Source organism: Deinococcus grandis (assembly GCF_001485435.1).
Taxonomy (GTDB): domain Bacteria; phylum Deinococcota; class Deinococci; order Deinococcales; family Deinococcaceae; genus Deinococcus; species Deinococcus grandis.
The window spans coordinates 1,845,097-1,861,958 of the sequence record NZ_BCMS01000001.1 but is presented as its reverse complement, the minus strand read 5'-3'; the positions used below and the strand labels follow the sequence as shown (position 1 = coordinate 1,861,958).

Here is a 16,862-nt window from a genome sequence, read left to right as displayed (position 1 = left end):
CGAGTCGAGCAGGGTGAGCACCTGAACCGGACACCGCCCTCAGCGCAGCCAGTCGTCGCCGACGTCTTCGACCTTCTTGCCGCGCAGGTCGTCCACCTCGTCCTTGCGGGTCGCCCACGCGGGGAAGGGGTAGTTCACCAGCACCGGGTTCGGCACGTCCGGCTGACTGACGAGCATGGTGCCCGGCTGGAGGATGCCCGCGCGCGCGCGGAAGCTCTGCGGCAGGAAGCGGTACTCGGGCCGCTCGGCCTCCGCGAGGTCCAGGCGGCCCACCACGCGGATCGCGGCGTTGGACACGATGCGCCGCTCGACCTCGCTGGCGGTCTGCTGCGCGCCGATCAGGATGATCCCCAGGCTGCGGCCACGTTCGGCGATGTCCAGCAGCACGTCCTTGATCGGGCTGTCCCCGTCGCGCGGCGCGTACTTGTTCAGCTCGTCCAGCACGACGAACACCGTGTCCTGCCGCCCCACACGTTCCTTGTGTTCGAACAGGTCGCGCAGCAGCACGCCCACCACGAACATCTGCGCCGTGGCGGACAGCGTGTGGATGTCCACCACGGTCGTCTGCACCCCGGGCTTCAGCGGGTCCGGGCGGTACTGCGCGGCCTGCTGGGCGCTCAGGTCCCCGCGCACCAGCGGCGTGAGGTGCTTCTGCACGCCCCGCAGTCGCCGGATGAACGCCTGCAAGGTGGCGGGGGACTGCTTGCCGACCCACTTCCGGTCGCCCTCGCCGTCGTTCGCGTCCAGCAGCTTGTACTCCAGGTACGCGACCAGCTGCGGGAAGGTGCTGATCCGCACCCCGCCCAGCTCGTCGAAGCGGACGTCCTCGTCGATCAGCTGCTCGGTGTCCGGCTGCCAGTCCTCCACGGTCAGGTACGGCGTGTCCGCACCCTGCGCGAGGCGGTACAGGCGGTCCTCGATACTGCCGATCACGAAGCCCAGGTTCACGCTGGCGTCCCGGTCCACGAACACGTACGGCAGCATGCGCCGCAGGCAGAACTCCCGCAGCGAGTACAGGAACGGCGTCACACCGCTGGCACGCTGCTCCACGTGCGGCACGATCGCGCCCGCCGCGCTGCCGGGCCGGGGCGGCGCGAGGAACTGCACGTCCCGGAACGCCTCCGCCGGGAGGTTCATCAGGTCGTAGCGGGTGCGCGGCAGGCCCTTCTGCGCCTGCGCGTCCGCCTCGCGCGCCGCCACGTCCTTATTCGCCTGATCGAGAAACAGGAGGTCCTCGCCCTTCACGTTGAAGATCAGCGCCCGGCCCGCCGACGCGGACGCGCCCATCACGCCGCTGCGGAAGATCGAGTGCAGCAGGAACAGCGCGTAACTCGTCTTCGTCGCCACGCCCGAGATCCCGCTGATGTTGATGTGCCCGCCGTTCTCGCCGTTCACGAACCGGTAGTTCAGCGGCAGCACCTGCCCGTCCGCCAGCAGCCCGCCGGGGAAGGCGCGGTCGCCCATCTTGTCCGCGCTGAGCGCCATGCGCAGGTCCGCGTCCCGCGCGTGCCGCACCACGTCCCCCGGCTGCGGCGGAATGAAATTCTCCGGGTGCACCCGCGTGACCAGCACCCGCGCCGCGTAACTGACACTCGCAGGCAGCAGGCCCGCTGCGACGTCCTGCACGTCACTGTCGAACGTCACGCCCTCGTGCCGGGTGCGGACGTGATCCACGATTCCGTAGAAGCGCACCTCCGCCCCGTCGGGCTTGCGGGTGCCCACCACGACCAGATCGTCCAGCTGGATGCTCGCGCCGGGCTGCACCGCGAACCAGAAACTCACCGGGGTCACGTCCTGCGTGCCCAGCACCATGCCCACCACCGCGCCCGTCGCGGCCGACGGCCCCTGCACGCCCGTCATGCCACCGCCTCACGCCCGAACGTCGCGGCGATGTGCGCCCGGATGCGCCGCGTGACCAGATCCGCGCTGCCCATCGAGCGGTTCATCGCCTGCTCCAGCGCCGCCGTCGGGATCAGGTTCTGCGGCGCGCGCGGGTCCTTGTGCGCCCGGCTGCCCAGCCGCGTCAGCAGCGTGCCCGACAGGTTCGCCACCTGACGCACGATGGGCGGCAGGAAGTCCGTGTCGTCGGGTGCGAACATCTCCAGGCGCATCACGCCGCTCATCGGATGCTGGTAGAACGCCGCCTCGGACAGGCGCACGTACCAGATCAGGCGCGTGAACTGCCCGCCCTCGTACGTCATGCGCAGGATGGGCGTGCGTTCGCCGGGTTTCAGGTCGCTCAGCAGTCCGGCGCGGTCGGCGGGGAGGTACATGGTCTCCATCGTCTTCACGCAGCCCACCACCGCCCCGTTCAGGTTCTGGCCGCGCAGGGTGCCGTCCTGGATGGTCAGGGCGGTCAGCCACTCGCGGTCGTCGGTCTCGTCGAGCGGCACGCGGGACGCGAGCTCATGCGAGAGGCGCTGCTCGGCACTCAGCATGTGCTGTTGCAGCGTGTTCAGGGCCGCCAGCGGGTCGTGCCCCTGCATGGGCGCCGGGGCGTACTCCAGCTGCCCGGTGTGCGGATTGCGCGGCGTGAGCTGCGCGGGTTCCACGAGCAGGTTCGGGGCGTGGGCCAGCAGGCGCTGCGCCTTCACGGCCAGCAGTTCCGCCTGCCGGGTGCCGTGCGGGCACAGTTCGACCGCCCCGACCACGTAGGCGCCGAAGCCGCCCAGGCCACTCTGACCGTGGGTGTCCTCGATGAAGATGCGGGATTCCATGCGGCGTTTGCCGTCCACGACGAACACCTGTTTCAGTCGTTCCGGGATGGGCCGGGCGGGAATGGCGGCCCAGCGGGGCGTTTCCACGTCGTCGAGGGTGCCGCCGAAGGCTTTCAGGGTGAGCTGTCCTCCCTGGATGTCCACGGGCCAGGGGTCGAGGCGGATACGCATGCGGGCCATTCTACGTGCCGGACAGAAAAAGTGTGCAGTGACGTGCGCGGCGCACAAAAACGCCGCCCCGATGAAGGGACGGCGTGCAGGGTGCAGGGGACTTCAGCCGTGGTAGCCGCTGAGCAGACGCAGGCCCGCCTCGTCGGTCAGGGTCAGGCAGCGGTATGCGGGGTTCAGCAGGCCGTCGTCGCGCATCTCGCCGATGAGTTTGCTGACGCTCTCGCGGGTGGCGCCGGTGCCCTCGGCGATCAGTTCGTGCGTGGCGCGCACGAAGCGCGTGCCGTCCGGGTGCTGGCCGCCCAGGCTACTGTCGGCGAGGTTCAGCAGGTAACGGGCGATGCGTTCGCGCAGGTCGCCGTCCTGGATGTGCACGCCGTCGGTCATCATGCGCTGCAGCTGGTGGCTGAGGCTGCGGGTCAGGTCCCACAGTTCGCCCTGCGACAGGTGCTGCGGGTGGATGGGGGTCAGGACGGCGTCGGTAAGTGCAACGACCTGATGGCCGCGGGTGGTGCCGTGCAGGCATTCCTCGCCGAAGATGTCACCGGGGCGAATGTGGCGCACGGTCAGGTTGCGGCCCTGCGGGGTGAGGCGCACGGCACGCATCAGACCGCTTTCCAGGCGGTAGAGGCTGGGGGCGGCGTCCCCGGCGTAGTAGAGGGTCTGACCGCGGCGGACGGTGCGGTTGGGATCGGTGTAGGTGGGGACAGTCGTGGGGGAGATGTAGGTCATGGCCGGAACTCCTGGGGTCGTGCGTCCGCCTGCGGCGCTGGTGCCGTGGCGGGGGTGGGGCGTGCGTGTGGGGGCCGCCTGTCCTTCGATTGATCAGGAGTGTACAAACCTTGTACAAGCCTGAATCGTGTGCGGCACACAGTGTGAACACTCCGCCAAACGGCCCCCCGTCGGGTGTGGCTGTTCTCACCCTTCCCGACCGGCTGACCCGTTCAAAACCGACGGCCTGGGCAGTCTTTTCCGGCCATTCGTGCCCGTTCACGCTCACGGGTCACGCCCGGCACGGCAGACTGCCGGACGTGACCCTCCCCGACCACGCCGGACCCTACCGGGCCTGGACGCCCGCCGCCTACACCTTCCCCCTGCCGGACGGGCACCGCTTCCCGGCCTACAAGTACGCCGGGGTCCGCGACCGCCTGAGCGGACTGCTGCCCGTGCTGGACACCCCGAACCTCAGCTGGGCGGACGCCGCCCGCGCCCACGACCCGCTGTGGCTGCGGCGCTGGCGCAGGGGCGAGATCGACCGGCACGAGGAACGCGCCTTCGGCCTGCCCTGGAGCGCCGAGGTAGTCGAGCGCGCCCGCCGCGCCGCCGGGGGTTCCCTGGCCGCCCTTCACGACGCGCTACGGGTCGGGTGGGGCATCAACCTGGCGGGCGGCACGCACCACGCCTTCCGGGACCGCGCCGAGGGCTTCTGCCTCGTCAACGACGCCGCGATCCTGACCCGCGTGGCCCTGGGTGACGGACTGGCTCGGCGCGTGGCGATCCTCGACCTGGACGTGCACCAGGGCAACGGCACCGCCGCGCTGCTGGAACACGAGGCGCGGGCCTTTACCCTCAGTGTCCACGGCGAGCGGAACTACCCCTTCCGCAAGGAACGCAGCAGCCTCGACCTCGGCCTGGGGGACGGCGTGACCGATCAGGAGTACCTGCGGGTGCTGCGCGAGCAGGCACTCCCGGCACTGGACGCCTTCCGGCCCGACCTTCTGCTGTACCTCGCGGGCGTGGACGTCCTGGCCGGGGACCGCTTCGGGCGCTTCGCCCTGACCCTGGACGGCGTGCGCGAACGCAACCGCGCCGTGCTGACCTGGGCGCGCGGCGCGGGCATTCCGGTCGTCACGATGATGGCCGGCGGGTACAACCGCGACCACGCCCTGACCGTCGAGGCGCATGCCAGCGTGGTGCTCGACGGCCTGGACGTGCTGCCCTGAACGCTCCCCGCCCCCGGCGGCGTCCCGTCTTGCCGATCGACTGAATCGTTCAAGGTGAATAATGCCCCCCATGACGACCCGCGCGCCGTGGAACCGCAACGAACGCCTGGGCATCCTCAACGGCTGGGCGATCTTCCTCGGCGACGGCTTCATGAGCGTCGCCGTCGTCCTGACCGGCTTCGCCGCCCGCCTCGGCGCGCCCAACTGGGTCATCGGCCTGCTGCCCGCCATCGCGGGTGGCGGCTGGATGCTCCCTCAGCTGCTCGTCGCCGCCCGCGTCCGGCCCCTGACCCACAAACTGCCGGTGTACCGCTCGGCCGCCATGGTCCGCACCGCCACGTACATCTTCATGGTGCTGGCCGCCGCGCTGCTCGCTGACCGGCCCGCGCTGTGCCTGACGCTGTTCATCGTCGCCATGAGCCTGAACGCCCTGGCGTCCGGCGTCAGCGGCCTGCCGTTCCTGGAGGTCGTCAGCAAGACCGTCCCCACCGAACGCCGCGCCCGCTTCTTCGGCACCCGCAACCTGTACGGCGGCCTGCTCGCCTTCGGCGCGGGGCTGCTCGTGCGGGCCATCCTGGGCAGCGACCTGGCCTTCCCGCTGAACTACGCCCTGATCCTCGCGCTGGGCACCGTCGCGTTCACGTTCGGGTACTGGGTGTTCGGGCAGGTGCAGGAACCCGCCGACACCCCCCTGGACGCCCAGGGCACCCGCGCCGAGTTCCGCGCCATCCCCGAGACGCTGCGCGACCCGCACTTCCGCGCGTTCCTGACCGTGCGCCTGCTGCTGGCCGCCGCGAGCATGAGCGACCCCTTCCTGGCCGTGTACGCCCTGCGGGAACTGCACTACCCGGCTGCCACGCTGGGGAGCTTCGTCATGGCCCTGACCTTCGCCGCGCCCCTGAGCAACATCGTCTGGCAGCGCGTCGCCGAACGCAAGGGCTCCCGGCGGATCATCCGCTACGCCAGCGTCTTCTACGGCCTCGCGCCCCTGTGGGCCCTGACGGTCGGACTGCTGCACCTGCCCAGCTGGACGTACCTCCTCGCGTTCATCCTGACGAGCACCGCCGCGCAGGGCTTCAACCTGGGCCACACCAACCACCTGCTGAATATCGCGCCCGAGCATGCCCGCAGCCGTTACATCGGCACGCTGAACACCCTGGTCGGCGCGGCCCTGTTCACCCCCGTCCTCGGCGGGCTGCTCGCCGACCGCGCCGGATACGGCCCGGTGTTCGTCCTCAGCGGCCTGCTGTGCGCCGCCGCGTGGGTGTGGTGCGGGCAGCTCCGCCGCGACGCCTGAAAAGGACTCCGATTGAATGGCTGACAGAGCCGCTGGGTCCGAGCGGACCCGCAGAGCTTCGCAGCAGAGCGAGCAGGAAACTAACGGAATCCGTATGAACAGCAGGAGGGTGCCCGCCAGCGTCCGCCGGGGGCACCCTCCACGTCCTGCCGCTCAGTGGTCCAGGATCTTGCTGAGGAACGCCTTGGCGCGCTCGTGCTGCGGGTTCTGGTAGAAGGCTTCCGGGGTGGTGTCCTCGACGATGTTGCCCTGATCGAAGAACAGGATGCGGTCGGCGACCTCGCGCGCGAAGCCCATCTCGTGCGTGACGACCAGCATGGTCATGCCGGTGCGGGCCAGTTCCTTCATGACGTCCAGCACCTCCTTGATCATCTCGGGGTCCAGGGCGCTGGTGGGCTCGTCGAACAGCATGACCTTCGGTTCCATCGCCAGGGCGCGCGCGATCGCCACGCGCTGCTGCTGCCCGCCCGACAGCTGCGCCGGGTACTTGTGCGCCTGCTCCTCGATGCCCACGCGGCGCAGCAGCTCCAGGCCGCGCTTCTCCGCGTCGGCTTTGCTGGTTTTCCGCACGCGCGTGGGCGCCAGCGTGATGTTTTCCAGCACGGTCAGGTGCGGGAAGAGGTTGAACGACTGGAACACCATGCCGACCTCGCGGCGGATGGCGTCCAGGTTGCCCTTGCCGTCCAGCGGAATGCTGTCCACGGTGATCTGCCCGCCGTCGTGCGGGTCCAGGGCGTTGATGGTGCGGATGAAGGTGCTCTTGCCGCTGCCCGACGGACCGATCACGACCACGACCTCGCCCGGCTGGACGCGCAGGTTCACGCCGCGCAGCGCGTGGAAGCTGCCGAAATGCTTGTGCACGTCGCGCACGTCGATGATCGGGGGGGCGTCCCGGCGGATCTGGCTGCCCGTGGCGGTGGGGGAGGACTGCGTCATGCCCAGCATGGTACCGCCACGCCGGAATGCGGTGCGCTTGACCCGGTTCACCTTTCAATTGAGTCAAAAGGTGCCGTGCTACGATCCGCCTACTCTTCACACCCCGGGCCGAGACTTCTCATCTGCCCGACCATCCCAAGGAGGACCCATGAAGAAGACCACGAAACAACTCGGTGCCCTGCTCGTCCTCGGCACCGCCGCCATTGCCCTGGCACAGGGCACCACCTTCCTGACCATCGGCTCGGGCAGCACCACCGGCGTGTACTTCCCCGTCGCGACCGGCATGGCCAAGATGGTCAACGACGCCGGGGCCGGCGTGCGCGCCAACGCCCGCTCGACCGGCGGCAGCGTCTTCAACGTGAACGCCATCGCCACCGGTGAACTCGACGCGGCGCTGGCGCAAAACGATGTGGCCTACTACGCCTACAAGGGCACCGGCCTCCAGGCCTTCCAGGGCAAGGCGAACACCAAGCTGCGCACCATGGCCGTCCTGTACCCCGAAGTCCTGCACGTCGTGGCCCGCAAGGACAGCGGCATCCGCTCGATCGCCGACCTCAAGGGCAAACGCGTCGTGATCGGCGACCTGGGCTCCGGCACCGAACTGACCGCCAAGCAGGTACTCGAATCCTACGGCCTGGGCTTCGACGACCTGGGGCAGCCCCTTCGTGTGTCCCTCGCGCAGGGCACCAGCCTGATGCAGGACAAGCGTGCCGACGCGCTCATGTTCACGGCAGGCGTGGGCGCCAGCGCCATCAGCCAGATCGCGCAGACCGTGGACGTCACCATGGTCCCCGTCAGCGGCAACCAGGCCAGCAGCCTGATCAAGAAGTACCCCTTCTACGTCCGCTACAACATCCCCGCCAAGAGCTACAAGGGCGTGGGCGCCACCGTCCCCAGCGTCGCCGTGCAGGCCACCCTGGTCACCAGCACCGCCGTCAGCGACGACGCCGTGTACAAGGCCATGAAGGCCATCTTCGACGACGAGGGCGCGCTGAAGGCCATCCACCCCAGCCTCGCGAACAACTTCAGCTACGCCAAGGCCGTCAAGGGCATCCCCGCGCCGCTGCACGCCGGGGCCGTCAAGTTCTTCAGGGAAAAAGGCCTGAACGTCAAGTAACGGCCCGCACCTGGGGGCCAGCCGGGGACACACTCGAGCTGGCCCCCAACCCCATTCACCCCATGACGCGGACTCCGTCTGTTCCGTCGGCCACCCGGAACGACACCGGGTCGCCAACTCCACGCCCGGACTCCGCTCCGCTCCTACTCGCATCCGCTCGGATGGAACGGTTCTTCAGAACCGTTCCACCGGAGTCCGGAGAAGGAACCCATGAGCGACCCCACCCGTCCCATCAGCAGCGACCCCACCCTCACCCCACCCGGCCAGGAGATGACCGACGGCGAACGCCGCGCCATCGAGATGGTCGAGGCCGCCGAGACCGGCGGACGCAAACTCGGCGGCTGGCAGCGCGGCCTCGTCACGCTGGTCGCCGTCGCGTGGTGCCTGTACCAGATGTACGCCGCGCAGGTCGGCAACATCGACACCCTCACCCTGCGCGCCACGCACCTGGGCTTCGCGTTCTTCCTCGCGTACCTCGTGTTCCCCCACCGCAAGACCCCCGGGCAGCCGCAGACCCGCGTGCCCTGGTACGACTGGATCCTGGGCATCGGCGCGACCGGCACCGCCGCGTACCTCATCGCGCAGTACCCGCACATCGCCAACGAACAGGGCGGCCTGCTGACGAACACCGACGTGTGGGTGGGCAGCGGCATGATCGTCCTGCTGCTGCTCGCCGCGTGGCGCACCATCGGCGTCGCCATGCCCATCGTGGCGGGCGTGTTCATGCTGTACGCCCTGACCGGCCCCAAGGGCCTGATCCGCGGCGACCTCGGGCCGCAGCTTCAGCTGCACGCCGGGCAGACCTGGCCCCAGGTCGTGGGTCAGCTGTTCGCGAATACCGAAGGCATCTTCGGCACCGCCATCTTCGTTTCGGCACAGATCGTGTTCCTGTTCGTGCTGTTCGGCGCGATCTTCGACAAGCTCGGCGCGGGCGAATGGTTCATGCGCGTCGCGCAGGGCGTCCTGGGCGGCTTCCGGGGCGGCGCGGCCAAGGCCAGCATCCTGTCCAGCGCCCTGAACGGCGTGATCTCCGGCTCGGCCGTCAGCAACGTCGTCACCGGCGGGAACATCACCATCGGCACCATGATCCGCACCGGGTACAGCCGCGAGAAGGCCGGCGCGATCGAGGTCGCCAGTTCCAGCAACGGCCAGCTCATGCCGCCCGTCATGGGCGCCGCCGCGTTCATCATGGCGCAGAATCTGAACATCGAGTACCGCAGCCTGATCCTCGCCGCCGCCATCCCCGCGTTCCTCTGCTACGGCGCGCTGCTCGTCGTGGCGCACATCGAGGCCCTCAAGCTCGGCCTGAGGGGCCTGCCCAGAAACGAACTGCCCCCGGTGCGGCAGACCCTCCTGAGCGGCTGGTACTACATGCTGCCCCTCGGGTACCTGATCGGCACGCTGACCATCAACCCCGACGCCACCCCGGAACGCGTCGCGCTGAACACCATCTTCGTCATGCTGATCATGATGTTCGTGCAGGAAGCCGTCCTCGCGCAGCGTGACGGACGCGGCCCCGCGCGGGGCCTCCTCGACGGCGGGAAGAAGATCATCGAGGCGTTCGAGGGCGGCGCCCGCTCCATGATCGGCATCGCCATCGCCACCGCCGCCGCCGGGATCATCGTCGGCATCGTGACCATCACCGGCCTGGGCTTCGGCCTGGCCGACATCGTGCAGCTCGCCAGCGACGGCGTCAAGAACCTCATGGCCTTCGCCGGGCCGCAGGTCGCCACCTTCGCGTCCATCGTGGTCGTGCTCGTCATGGCGCAGCTCATCGCGCTGATCCTCGGCATGGGCCTGCCCACCACCGCCAACTACATCCTGATGAGCGCCCTGATCGTCCCGATCATCGCCAAGATCGCCGGGCTCGACCCCAGCAACCCCGCGCAGATGCTCCCGGTGCACATGTTCGTCTTCTACTTCGGGATCATGGCCGACAGCACCCCACCCGTCGCGCTCGCCGCGTTCGCCGCGGCCGCCATCAGCGGCGGGAACCCCGTCGCGACCGGCGTGCAGGCCTTCCAGTACGAACTGCGCACCGCGCTGCTGGCCTACATGATGTTCTTCAACCCGCAGCTGCTGCTCATCGCGAACGGCCGCCTGGGCGGCGTCACCTGGACCGAGGCGATCCCCATGATCCTCTTCGCGTTCATCGGCCTCGTCGCGTTCAGCGCCGCCACGCTGCGCTTCCTGCACCGCCGCACCAACCCCCTGCAGGCCCTGCTGCTGCTGGCCGCCGCACTGATCCTGATCATCCCCACCCATGTCCTCTGGAACCTCGGCGCGCTGGCCCTGATCGCCGCCGTGTACTTCTGGCAGAAAGTCGGCAGCCGCGCCGAACCCCCGGCGGAACCACCCGCCGCCCTCGCCTGATACGGACTCCGATTGAATGGCTTGCAAAGCCGTTCAATCCGAGCGGACGCGAGTAGGAGAAAAACGGGTTCCGGACGTGGAGTTGACAGATCGGTGGCGTTCCGATCTGTTAACGAAACAGACGGAACCCGTATGACCCACGGCAAAGCGCCCCCCGCTCAGGACGGGGGGCGCCTTCGTTCAGCCGGGATGCCCAAGCAGAAACCCCCGCCGGGGCGAGGGCATCTGCCTAATTGGTGCCGGTGAGGGGACTCGAACCCCTACGGTTTCCCGCTCGATTTTGAGTCGAGTGCGTCTACCATTCCGCCACACCGGCCGGTGCGTGGGGAATGGTAGCGCGTGCGCGCGGGCTGGTCAAACGGGCGTGGGGTCAGGGGCCGCGCCGATGCGGGCGCCGATGTCGCGTCGCAGTTGCGCGCCGGGGAAGTCCACGCGGTCCGCGAGGGCGTACGCGCGGCCCAGCGCGCCGTTCAGGGTGTCCGCAACGGCCGTGACGGCCAGCACGCGGCCCCCGCTGCTGATCAGTCCGGCGGCGCTGGTCGTGGTGCCCGCGTGGTAGATGACCTCGTCCGGGCCGGGTTCGGGGAGGGTGAGGGGAATGCCTTTCTGCGGCTCGCCGGGGTAGCCGGGCGCGGCGAGGATGATGGTGGCGCTCGCGGCGTCGCGGAAGTGCACGTCCTCCGGCCGGAACTGGCCGCGCGCGGCGTCCAGGGCGTGCCCCGCGAGGTCACTCTCCAGCAGGGGCAACACGGCTTCCGCTTCTGGGTCGCCGAAGCGGGCGTTGAACTCCACGACCTTCGGCCCGTTCGGCGTGAGCATCAGCCCGGCGTACAGCACGCCCCGGAACGGGTGTCCATCGGCGCGCATGCCCGCCAGGGTGGGTTCGATGATGTCGCGCCGCACCACCTCCAGCTGCTCGGGGCTGATGGGGAAGGGGCAGATGACGCCCATCCCGCCGGTCATGGGGCCGGTGTCGCCCTCGTGGATGGTCTTGTGGTCCTGGCTGGGGGGCGTCAGGGCGTACGCGCTGCCGTCGGTGAGGGCGAGCACCGTGACCTCCTGCCCGGTCATGAAGTCCTCGATGACCGCCTGCGCGCCCGGCTGCGTGAAGATGTCCCGCAGCGCCGCGTGCGCCTCCTCGGCGGTATGGGCGATGGTGACGCCCTTCCCGGCCTTCAGGCCCGCGTCCTTCACCACGATGGGCGGCGTCAGGGTCGCCACGTGCGCCCCGGCCGCGCCCAGGTCGCTGAAGGTGTGGTGCGCGGCGGTCGGGATGCCGTGGCGGTGCATGAACGCCTTGCTCCAGGCCTTGTCGCCCTCCAGGCGGCTCGCGGCGCGGGACGGGCCGAACGCGGGGATGCCCAGCGCCTCGCACTCGTCCACGACGCCCGCCGCGAGGTACGCCTCGGGCCCCACGATCACCACGTCGGCCGCCTCGGCGCGGGCCAGCTGCGCGAGGCTTGCGGCGTCCTGCGCGCTGCCGATCACGCGGGCCATGTGCGCGATGCCGGGGTTGCCCGGCGTGCACAGCACCTCGTGCCCCGCGCGGACGCAGGCGTGCACGATCGCGTGCTCGCGTCCGCCGCCGCCGATCACCAGGACGCGCATCAGCCCTGCCCCCGCGCGGCCTGCCGCGCCCAGTAGCGCAGCAGGCCCTGCACGCTCATCCACGGCGGGCACGCGAAGTCGTAACGGGCGGGCAGGGTCGGGTCTTCCATCTTGAGTTCGTGCATCAGGTCCTCGGTGAAGGCGGTCGTGATGGCCTGCGGATCCAGTCCGGCACTCAGGCCCGCGCGGACGCGCTCGGCGTCGGCCGTCATGGTGGCGCGCAGCCCGGCCCAGTGGGCGGGCGTGTTCGGGTACGCCCCGAAGTGCGCGAGGTGCAGCGTCCGGGCGTCCAGCGTCTCCAGCACGGAGAGGCTGTCGCGCCACGCCTCCAGATTGATGTCCGGCGGCGGTGTGGGCGCGCGGGGTGTCTGGGCAACGTCCAGCCGGATGCCGCCCACGTCCCCCAGGAAAAGGTGGTCCCCGGCGTGGTACGACACGTGGTGCACGGCGTGCCCTGGCGTGTAAAACACCCGCACCGGGAGGTCGCCCAGCGTCAGCGTCTCGCCGCCGCTCAGGACAGTCAGGCGCGCGGGATCGATGGGCTGCATGGTGCCCCACAGGGTGTCCATGTGCTCCCCGTAGATCTGCGTGGCGCTCGCCAGCAGCCGCTCCGGGCGCGACAGGTGCGCCGCGCCCCGCTCGTGCACGTACGCGCGGGCCTGCGGCACCCGGTCCAGCACCGTGCCCGCCGCGCCCGCATGATCGAAGTGAATGTGCGTCAGCAGCACGTGCCGCACGTCCGCCAGCGCCGCGCCCAGCCCGGCCAGTCCGGCCTCCAGCGCGCCCAGGGTGCTGCCCGGCCCGGTATCCACGACCGCCAGCCCGTCCCCGGTGTCGAACACGCTGGACGCGATCACGCCCCCCACGCCCTGGAAGTTCAGGTCGAGCGTGTGGACCGTCATGCCTTCCCGGTCAGGCGCGCGCCCAGCAGCAGCAGCGCCGCCGCGTACTGCACGTACGCGATCATCCGGATGACCCGCACGTTCGCCGCCGCGCGCAGCGGGCCGAACGTCATCGCCAGGATCAGGGTCGCGCTGAGGAGGATGAAACCGAACACAAGCCAGAGTGCCATGACGCGCAGGATACCCCGCCCCCCAGCCTGATCAGTCGCGCCTGCGGCTGCTGATCGCGATCAGGGCGTCCCAGCTGTCCGGCTGCCCTGGGTCGTCCAGCGCGGCGCGGTTGCGGCCCGTGAATCCGCATTTGCGGCAGCGGTGCACGATCACCCAGCCCTTCTTCCCACTCTGGTCCACGTCCACGGGTTCCATCACGCCGTGGCAGTCGCAGGCGCGGTCGCCGGGCATGACGTCCACGTGCAGGCTGTGCAGGCACGCCGGGCAGTGGTTGCGCACCGACCCGTTCTGAAGGGGGTGCACCTCGGACCCGCAGTTCGCGCAGGTGAACGAGTTGTTCGTGCCCTGCACCGTGAAGCGCCGCTCGCCGCTCACGCCCGCCGCCCGGACCGCTGCGCCCAGCGGGAATCGAGAAACGCGCGGATGCTGGGCGTCCCCACCAGCGCGGTGCACAGCAGCAGGTAACCGACGCCCGCCAGACTGACGATCCAGCCGCGCCACGACGCGCTGCCCGCCAGCATACCCACGATGAACACCAGGAAGCCCGCCAGCATCCCGAAACTCAGGGTCAGGCGCCACGCCCACACGCTGCCGCGCCACACCATGCTCAGCAGGAACGCCGTGCCCGCCGCGTAGATCAGTTCCCGCAGGACGCCGTCGGTCTGCCCCTGGATCAGGCCCGCCAGGAACGGCAGGACGGTCAGGCCGAACAGGGACACCAGCACGGCCAGGGTCGGGACTCGCCCCGCCTCGGCCAGGGCGGGATCGAAGGGAGACGCGGGGGGCGGAACACTCACGCCCCGCATTCCATCACACGCCCGCGTTCCTGACGAGGACAGCGGTCACCGCGCCCCACGCTCCTGTCGGCCACACCCCGCACCCGGCACGCTACGCTGGCCGGCATGACTCCTACCCTCAAGCTGGATGCCGTGTGCGTCGGGCAGCCGACCGCCCTGCGCGTCGGGAAACGCGACGACATCAGCGGGATCGACAAGCACCCGGTGCCGGGCCGCGTGACCGTCGGCACGGCACGGCTGGATGGCGACCATATCGACAACCGCAAGCACCACGGCGGCCCGGATCAGGCGGCGTACCTGTACACCGCGCCCGACTACGACCACTGGACCGAAACGCTGGGCGAACCGCTGCGGCCCGGCACGCTGGGCGAGAACCTCGTCCTGAGCGGACTGGAGTCCGCGCACCTCCGGGTCGGCGACCGCCTGACCGTGCACGCCCCCGGCGGGGACATGGTGTTCGAGGTCACCGCGCCCCGCATTCCCTGCGCGACCCTCGCGGCCCACATGGGGGACGGCACCTTCGCCAAGCAGTTCGCGCAGGCCCGCCGGCCCGGCGCGTACCTGCGCGTCCTCCAGCCCGGCACGGTGGGCGCGGGCGACCCGGTGACCTTCACGCCCGCCGGGGACGGCGCCCCGACCATCGGCGAACTGTTCGACCTGTCGTTCGGCGCCAAGCCGGGCGCCGCCACGCTGGAAGGGTACCTGCGCTGGCCGCTGGCCGCCCGACTGCGCAAGCACGTGCAGGAACACCTGGACGACGCGCGGGGCTGACCGAAGCAGAGGGGGCGCGGACGTTCGATCAGTCCGCGCGCCCTCTGCCCCGTCCTTACACGGATTCCGTCTGTTTCGTTGACAACCCGGAACATCACCGGGTTGTCAACTCCACGCCCGGAACCCGTGTTGCTCCCACTCGCATCCGCTCGGGTTGAAAGTTTTTGCAGACCTTTCAACCGGAGTTCTTATTACCCGATGGCGAGCATGCGCTCGATGGGTTTCAGGGCCAGCGCGCGGATGTCCGCCGGGACGGTCACGCGCGGTTCCAGGTTCACCAGGGCGTCGCGGATGTTCTCCAGGGTGATCATCTTCATGTACTCGCAGCAGGCGGTGCGGCTGACGGGAATGAAGGTCTTGTCGGGCACGTCGTGTTCCAGGCGGGTGACCATGCCGGTCTCGGTGACGACGATGAATTCCTGCGCGGGGCTGGCCTTGGCGCGGTGGATCATGCCCTCGGTGGAGTACAGCTGCAACTCGGGAATGGCGCCGAGGATCTTGCTGGAGCAGCCGCACTCGGGGTGGATGAGGAGTTCCGCGTCCGGGTACGCCGCCTGCTGGCCCTGCACGTCCTCGGGGCGGATCGCTTCGTGCACGTGGCACGCGCCGTCCCAGACGTCCATGGCGCGGCCCGTCTCGCGGATCACGTGCGCGGCCAGGAAGCGGTCCGGGGCGAACAGGACGGGCACGCCTTCAGGGAGGCTCTGCACGACCTGCACGGCGTTGCCGCTGGTGACGCAGTAGTCGCTCTCGGCCTTCACGTCGGCGGTGGTGTTCACGTAGGTCACGACCAGCCCGCCGGGGTTCTGCGCCTTCCAGTCGCGGATGCCCTGCGCGGTCACGGTGTCCGCCAGCGAGCATCCGGCGCGCAGGTCGGGCAGCAGCACGGTCTTTTCCGGGTTGAGGATCGCGGCGGTTTCCGCCATGAAGTGCACGCCCGCGAACACGATCACGTCCGCGTCGGTATTCGCCGCCTGCCGGGAGAGGCCCAGCGAGTCCCCCACGAAGTCGGCGATCTGTTGCACCTCGGGCCGCTGGTAGTTGTGCGCGATGATCACCGCGTTGCGTTCCTTGCGCAGCCGCTTGATGTCCGCGCGGAGCTGCGCCTCGTCGGGCAGGACCTCCAGTTGCAGCAGGTCGCGGTGCGGGGTCTGGGGGCGGGGAACGACGGGATTCACGTTCGGGTCAGTCATTGTGGGTCCTCGGGCAGGGGAATGAAGTTCAGGCTGATGTCCAGCGCGGGCGCGGAATGGGTCAGGCCCCCGGCGCTCACGAAATCCACGCCGCTGGCCGCCACGGCAGGCAGGCGCGCGGGGGTCATGTTCCCGCTGGCCTCCAGCGTGACGTGCGGCGCGAGGCGGTCCCGGACCGCGACCGCCTGCGCGAGCAGGTCGTCACTCATGTTGTCCAGCAGCACCCGGTCCGCCCCGGCGCGCAGGGCTTCCTCCAGCCCGGCGAGGTCCGGCACCTCGCACTCGACCTTCAGGAGGTACGCGGCGTCCCGCGCGCGGCGGATCGCCACGGTGATGCTCCCGGCGGCCGCGACGTGGTTGTCCTTGATCAGGATGCCGTCGTCCAGGCCCGCGCGGTGGTTGAAGCCGCCCCCGTGCCGAACCGCCTGTTTTTCCAGGTCACGCCACAGCGGCGTGGTCTTGCGCGTGTCGAGCAGGCGCGTGCGTGACTCACCCAGGGCGTCCACGTGACGGCGCGTCTGGGTCGCCACGCCCGACAGGCGCTGCATGAGGTTCAGCGCCAGCCGCTCGCCGGTCAGGAGGCTGCGGGCCGCGCCCTGCACCGTCCCGATCGGGCCACGCCCGCGCGCCTCGCCGTCGCGGGCGGTCCAGGTGACGGTCACGGCCGGATCCACCAGCGCGAACACGCGCGTGGCGACCTCCAGGCCGCTGAGCACCCCGGCCTCCTTGAGCAGGAACTCGGCGCGGGCCTGCTGCGCAGCGGGAATGGTGGCGAGGGTCGTGGCGTCGCCCCGGCCGATGTCCTCGGCCAGCGCGGCGCGCAGGCGCTCATCCAGACTCAACATGGGATGACCCCCACGGGGGGTATT

Annotated in this window: 16 protein-coding genes and 1 tRNA gene; 5 read left to right on the top strand and 12 right to left on the bottom strand. The window is 70.0% G+C overall.

Annotated features, from left to right (window positions below; all coding sequences use genetic code 11):
* Positions 1-39: 39 nt before the first annotated feature.
* The 3 genes from DEIGR_RS09175 to DEIGR_RS09165 all read right to left on the bottom strand — a co-directional run bounded on the left by DEIGR_RS09175 (position 40) and on the right by DEIGR_RS09165 (position 3,617).
* The gene (locus DEIGR_RS09175; RefSeq protein WP_058976684.1) at positions 40-1,860 is read right to left on the bottom strand and encodes an ATP-binding protein; all 1,821 of its coding nucleotides are present in this window, start codon (positions 1,858-1,860) and stop codon (positions 40-42) included.
* Positions 1,857-2,897, bottom strand: a complete 1,041-nt coding sequence (locus DEIGR_RS09170; RefSeq protein WP_153013690.1) for a DNA double-strand break repair nuclease NurA — start codon at positions 2,895-2,897, stop codon at positions 1,857-1,859. Before DEIGR_RS09170 ends, DEIGR_RS09175 begins: the two co-directional genes overlap by 4 nt.
* Before the next feature lie 93 nt (positions 2,898-2,990).
* Positions 2,991-3,617 carry a Crp/Fnr family transcriptional regulator gene (locus DEIGR_RS09165; RefSeq protein ID WP_058976682.1) on the bottom strand — a complete coding sequence of 209 codons (627 nt, stop codon included), beginning with the start codon at positions 3,615-3,617 and terminating at the stop codon, positions 2,991-2,993.
* Between the two features lie 299 nt (positions 3,618-3,916).
* On the opposite strand from DEIGR_RS09165, the gene DEIGR_RS09160 reads away from it, so the two are divergent.
* Both DEIGR_RS09160 and DEIGR_RS09155 read left to right on the top strand, forming a co-directional pair.
* Complete coding sequence (locus DEIGR_RS09160; protein WP_058976681.1) at positions 3,917-4,828, top strand: histone deacetylase family protein; 912 nt, start codon at positions 3,917-3,919, stop codon at positions 4,826-4,828.
* 70 nt (positions 4,829-4,898) lie between these two features.
* Complete coding sequence (locus DEIGR_RS09155; protein ID WP_058976680.1) at positions 4,899-6,125, top strand: MFS transporter; 1,227 nt, start codon at positions 4,899-4,901, stop codon at positions 6,123-6,125.
* 153 nt (positions 6,126-6,278) lie between these two features.
* On the opposite strand, the gene DEIGR_RS09150 is transcribed toward DEIGR_RS09155, so the two are convergent.
* On the bottom strand, positions 6,279-7,061 hold the full coding sequence (locus tag DEIGR_RS09150; protein ID WP_058976679.1) for an amino acid ABC transporter ATP-binding protein: 783 nt from the start codon (positions 7,059-7,061) through the stop codon (positions 6,279-6,281).
* Between the two features lie 148 nt (positions 7,062-7,209).
* Between DEIGR_RS09150 and DEIGR_RS09145 the strand changes: the two genes are divergently transcribed.
* Both DEIGR_RS09145 and DEIGR_RS09140 read left to right on the top strand, forming a co-directional pair.
* Positions 7,210-8,178, top strand: a complete 969-nt coding sequence (locus DEIGR_RS09145) for a TAXI family TRAP transporter solute-binding subunit (RefSeq protein ID WP_058976678.1) — start codon at positions 7,210-7,212, stop codon at positions 8,176-8,178.
* Between the two features lie 210 nt (positions 8,179-8,388).
* Entirely contained in the window at positions 8,389-10,551 is a 2,163-nt protein-coding gene (locus DEIGR_RS09140; protein ID WP_083523985.1) for a TRAP transporter permease, read from the top strand.
* A 234-nt stretch (positions 10,552-10,785) separates the two neighbouring features.
* On the opposite strand, the gene DEIGR_RS09135 is transcribed toward DEIGR_RS09140, so the two are convergent.
* The 6 genes from DEIGR_RS09135 to DEIGR_RS09115 all read right to left on the bottom strand — a co-directional run bounded on the left by DEIGR_RS09135 (position 10,786) and on the right by DEIGR_RS09115 (position 14,038).
* A tRNA-Leu gene (locus DEIGR_RS09135) sits at positions 10,786-10,867 on the bottom strand.
* A gap of 38 nt (positions 10,868-10,905) precedes the next feature.
* Positions 10,906-12,159, bottom strand: a complete 1,254-nt coding sequence (gene purD / locus DEIGR_RS09130; protein ID WP_058976677.1) for a phosphoribosylamine--glycine ligase — start codon at positions 12,157-12,159, stop codon at positions 10,906-10,908.
* Positions 12,159-13,061: an MBL fold metallo-hydrolase gene (locus tag DEIGR_RS09125; protein WP_058976676.1), complete on the bottom strand. Its 903-nt coding sequence runs from the start codon at positions 13,059-13,061 to the stop codon at positions 12,159-12,161. Before DEIGR_RS09125 ends, purD begins: the two co-directional genes overlap by 1 nt.
* Positions 13,058-13,231 carry a hypothetical protein gene (locus DEIGR_RS21070; RefSeq protein ID WP_168927148.1) on the bottom strand — a complete coding sequence of 58 codons (174 nt, stop codon included), beginning with the start codon at positions 13,229-13,231 and terminating at the stop codon, positions 13,058-13,060. Before DEIGR_RS21070 ends, DEIGR_RS09125 begins: the two co-directional genes overlap by 4 nt.
* Positions 13,232-13,262: 31 nt before the next feature.
* Complete coding sequence (locus DEIGR_RS09120; RefSeq protein WP_058976675.1) at positions 13,263-13,607, bottom strand: RNHCP domain-containing protein; 345 nt, start codon at positions 13,605-13,607, stop codon at positions 13,263-13,265.
* Entirely contained in the window at positions 13,604-14,038 is a 435-nt protein-coding gene (locus DEIGR_RS09115; protein ID WP_058976674.1) for a hypothetical protein, read from the bottom strand. Before DEIGR_RS09115 ends, DEIGR_RS09120 begins: the two co-directional genes overlap by 4 nt.
* A gap of 96 nt (positions 14,039-14,134) precedes the next feature.
* Between DEIGR_RS09115 and DEIGR_RS09110 the strand changes: the two genes are divergently transcribed.
* Positions 14,135-14,800, top strand: coding sequence for an MOSC domain-containing protein (locus DEIGR_RS09110; protein ID WP_058976673.1), 666 nt, complete (start codon positions 14,135-14,137; stop codon positions 14,798-14,800).
* A gap of 191 nt (positions 14,801-14,991) precedes the next feature.
* Here DEIGR_RS09110 and nadA read toward each other — a convergent pair whose 3' ends face one another.
* Positions 14,992-15,993, bottom strand: coding sequence for a quinolinate synthase NadA (gene nadA, locus DEIGR_RS09105; protein ID WP_083523984.1), 1,002 nt, complete (start codon positions 15,991-15,993; stop codon positions 14,992-14,994).
* Positions 15,990-16,838 carry a carboxylating nicotinate-nucleotide diphosphorylase gene (nadC, locus tag DEIGR_RS09100; RefSeq protein WP_058976672.1) on the bottom strand — a complete coding sequence of 283 codons (849 nt, stop codon included), beginning with the start codon at positions 16,836-16,838 and terminating at the stop codon, positions 15,990-15,992. Before nadC ends, nadA begins: the two co-directional genes overlap by 4 nt.
* Positions 16,839-16,862 lie beyond the last annotated feature (24 nt).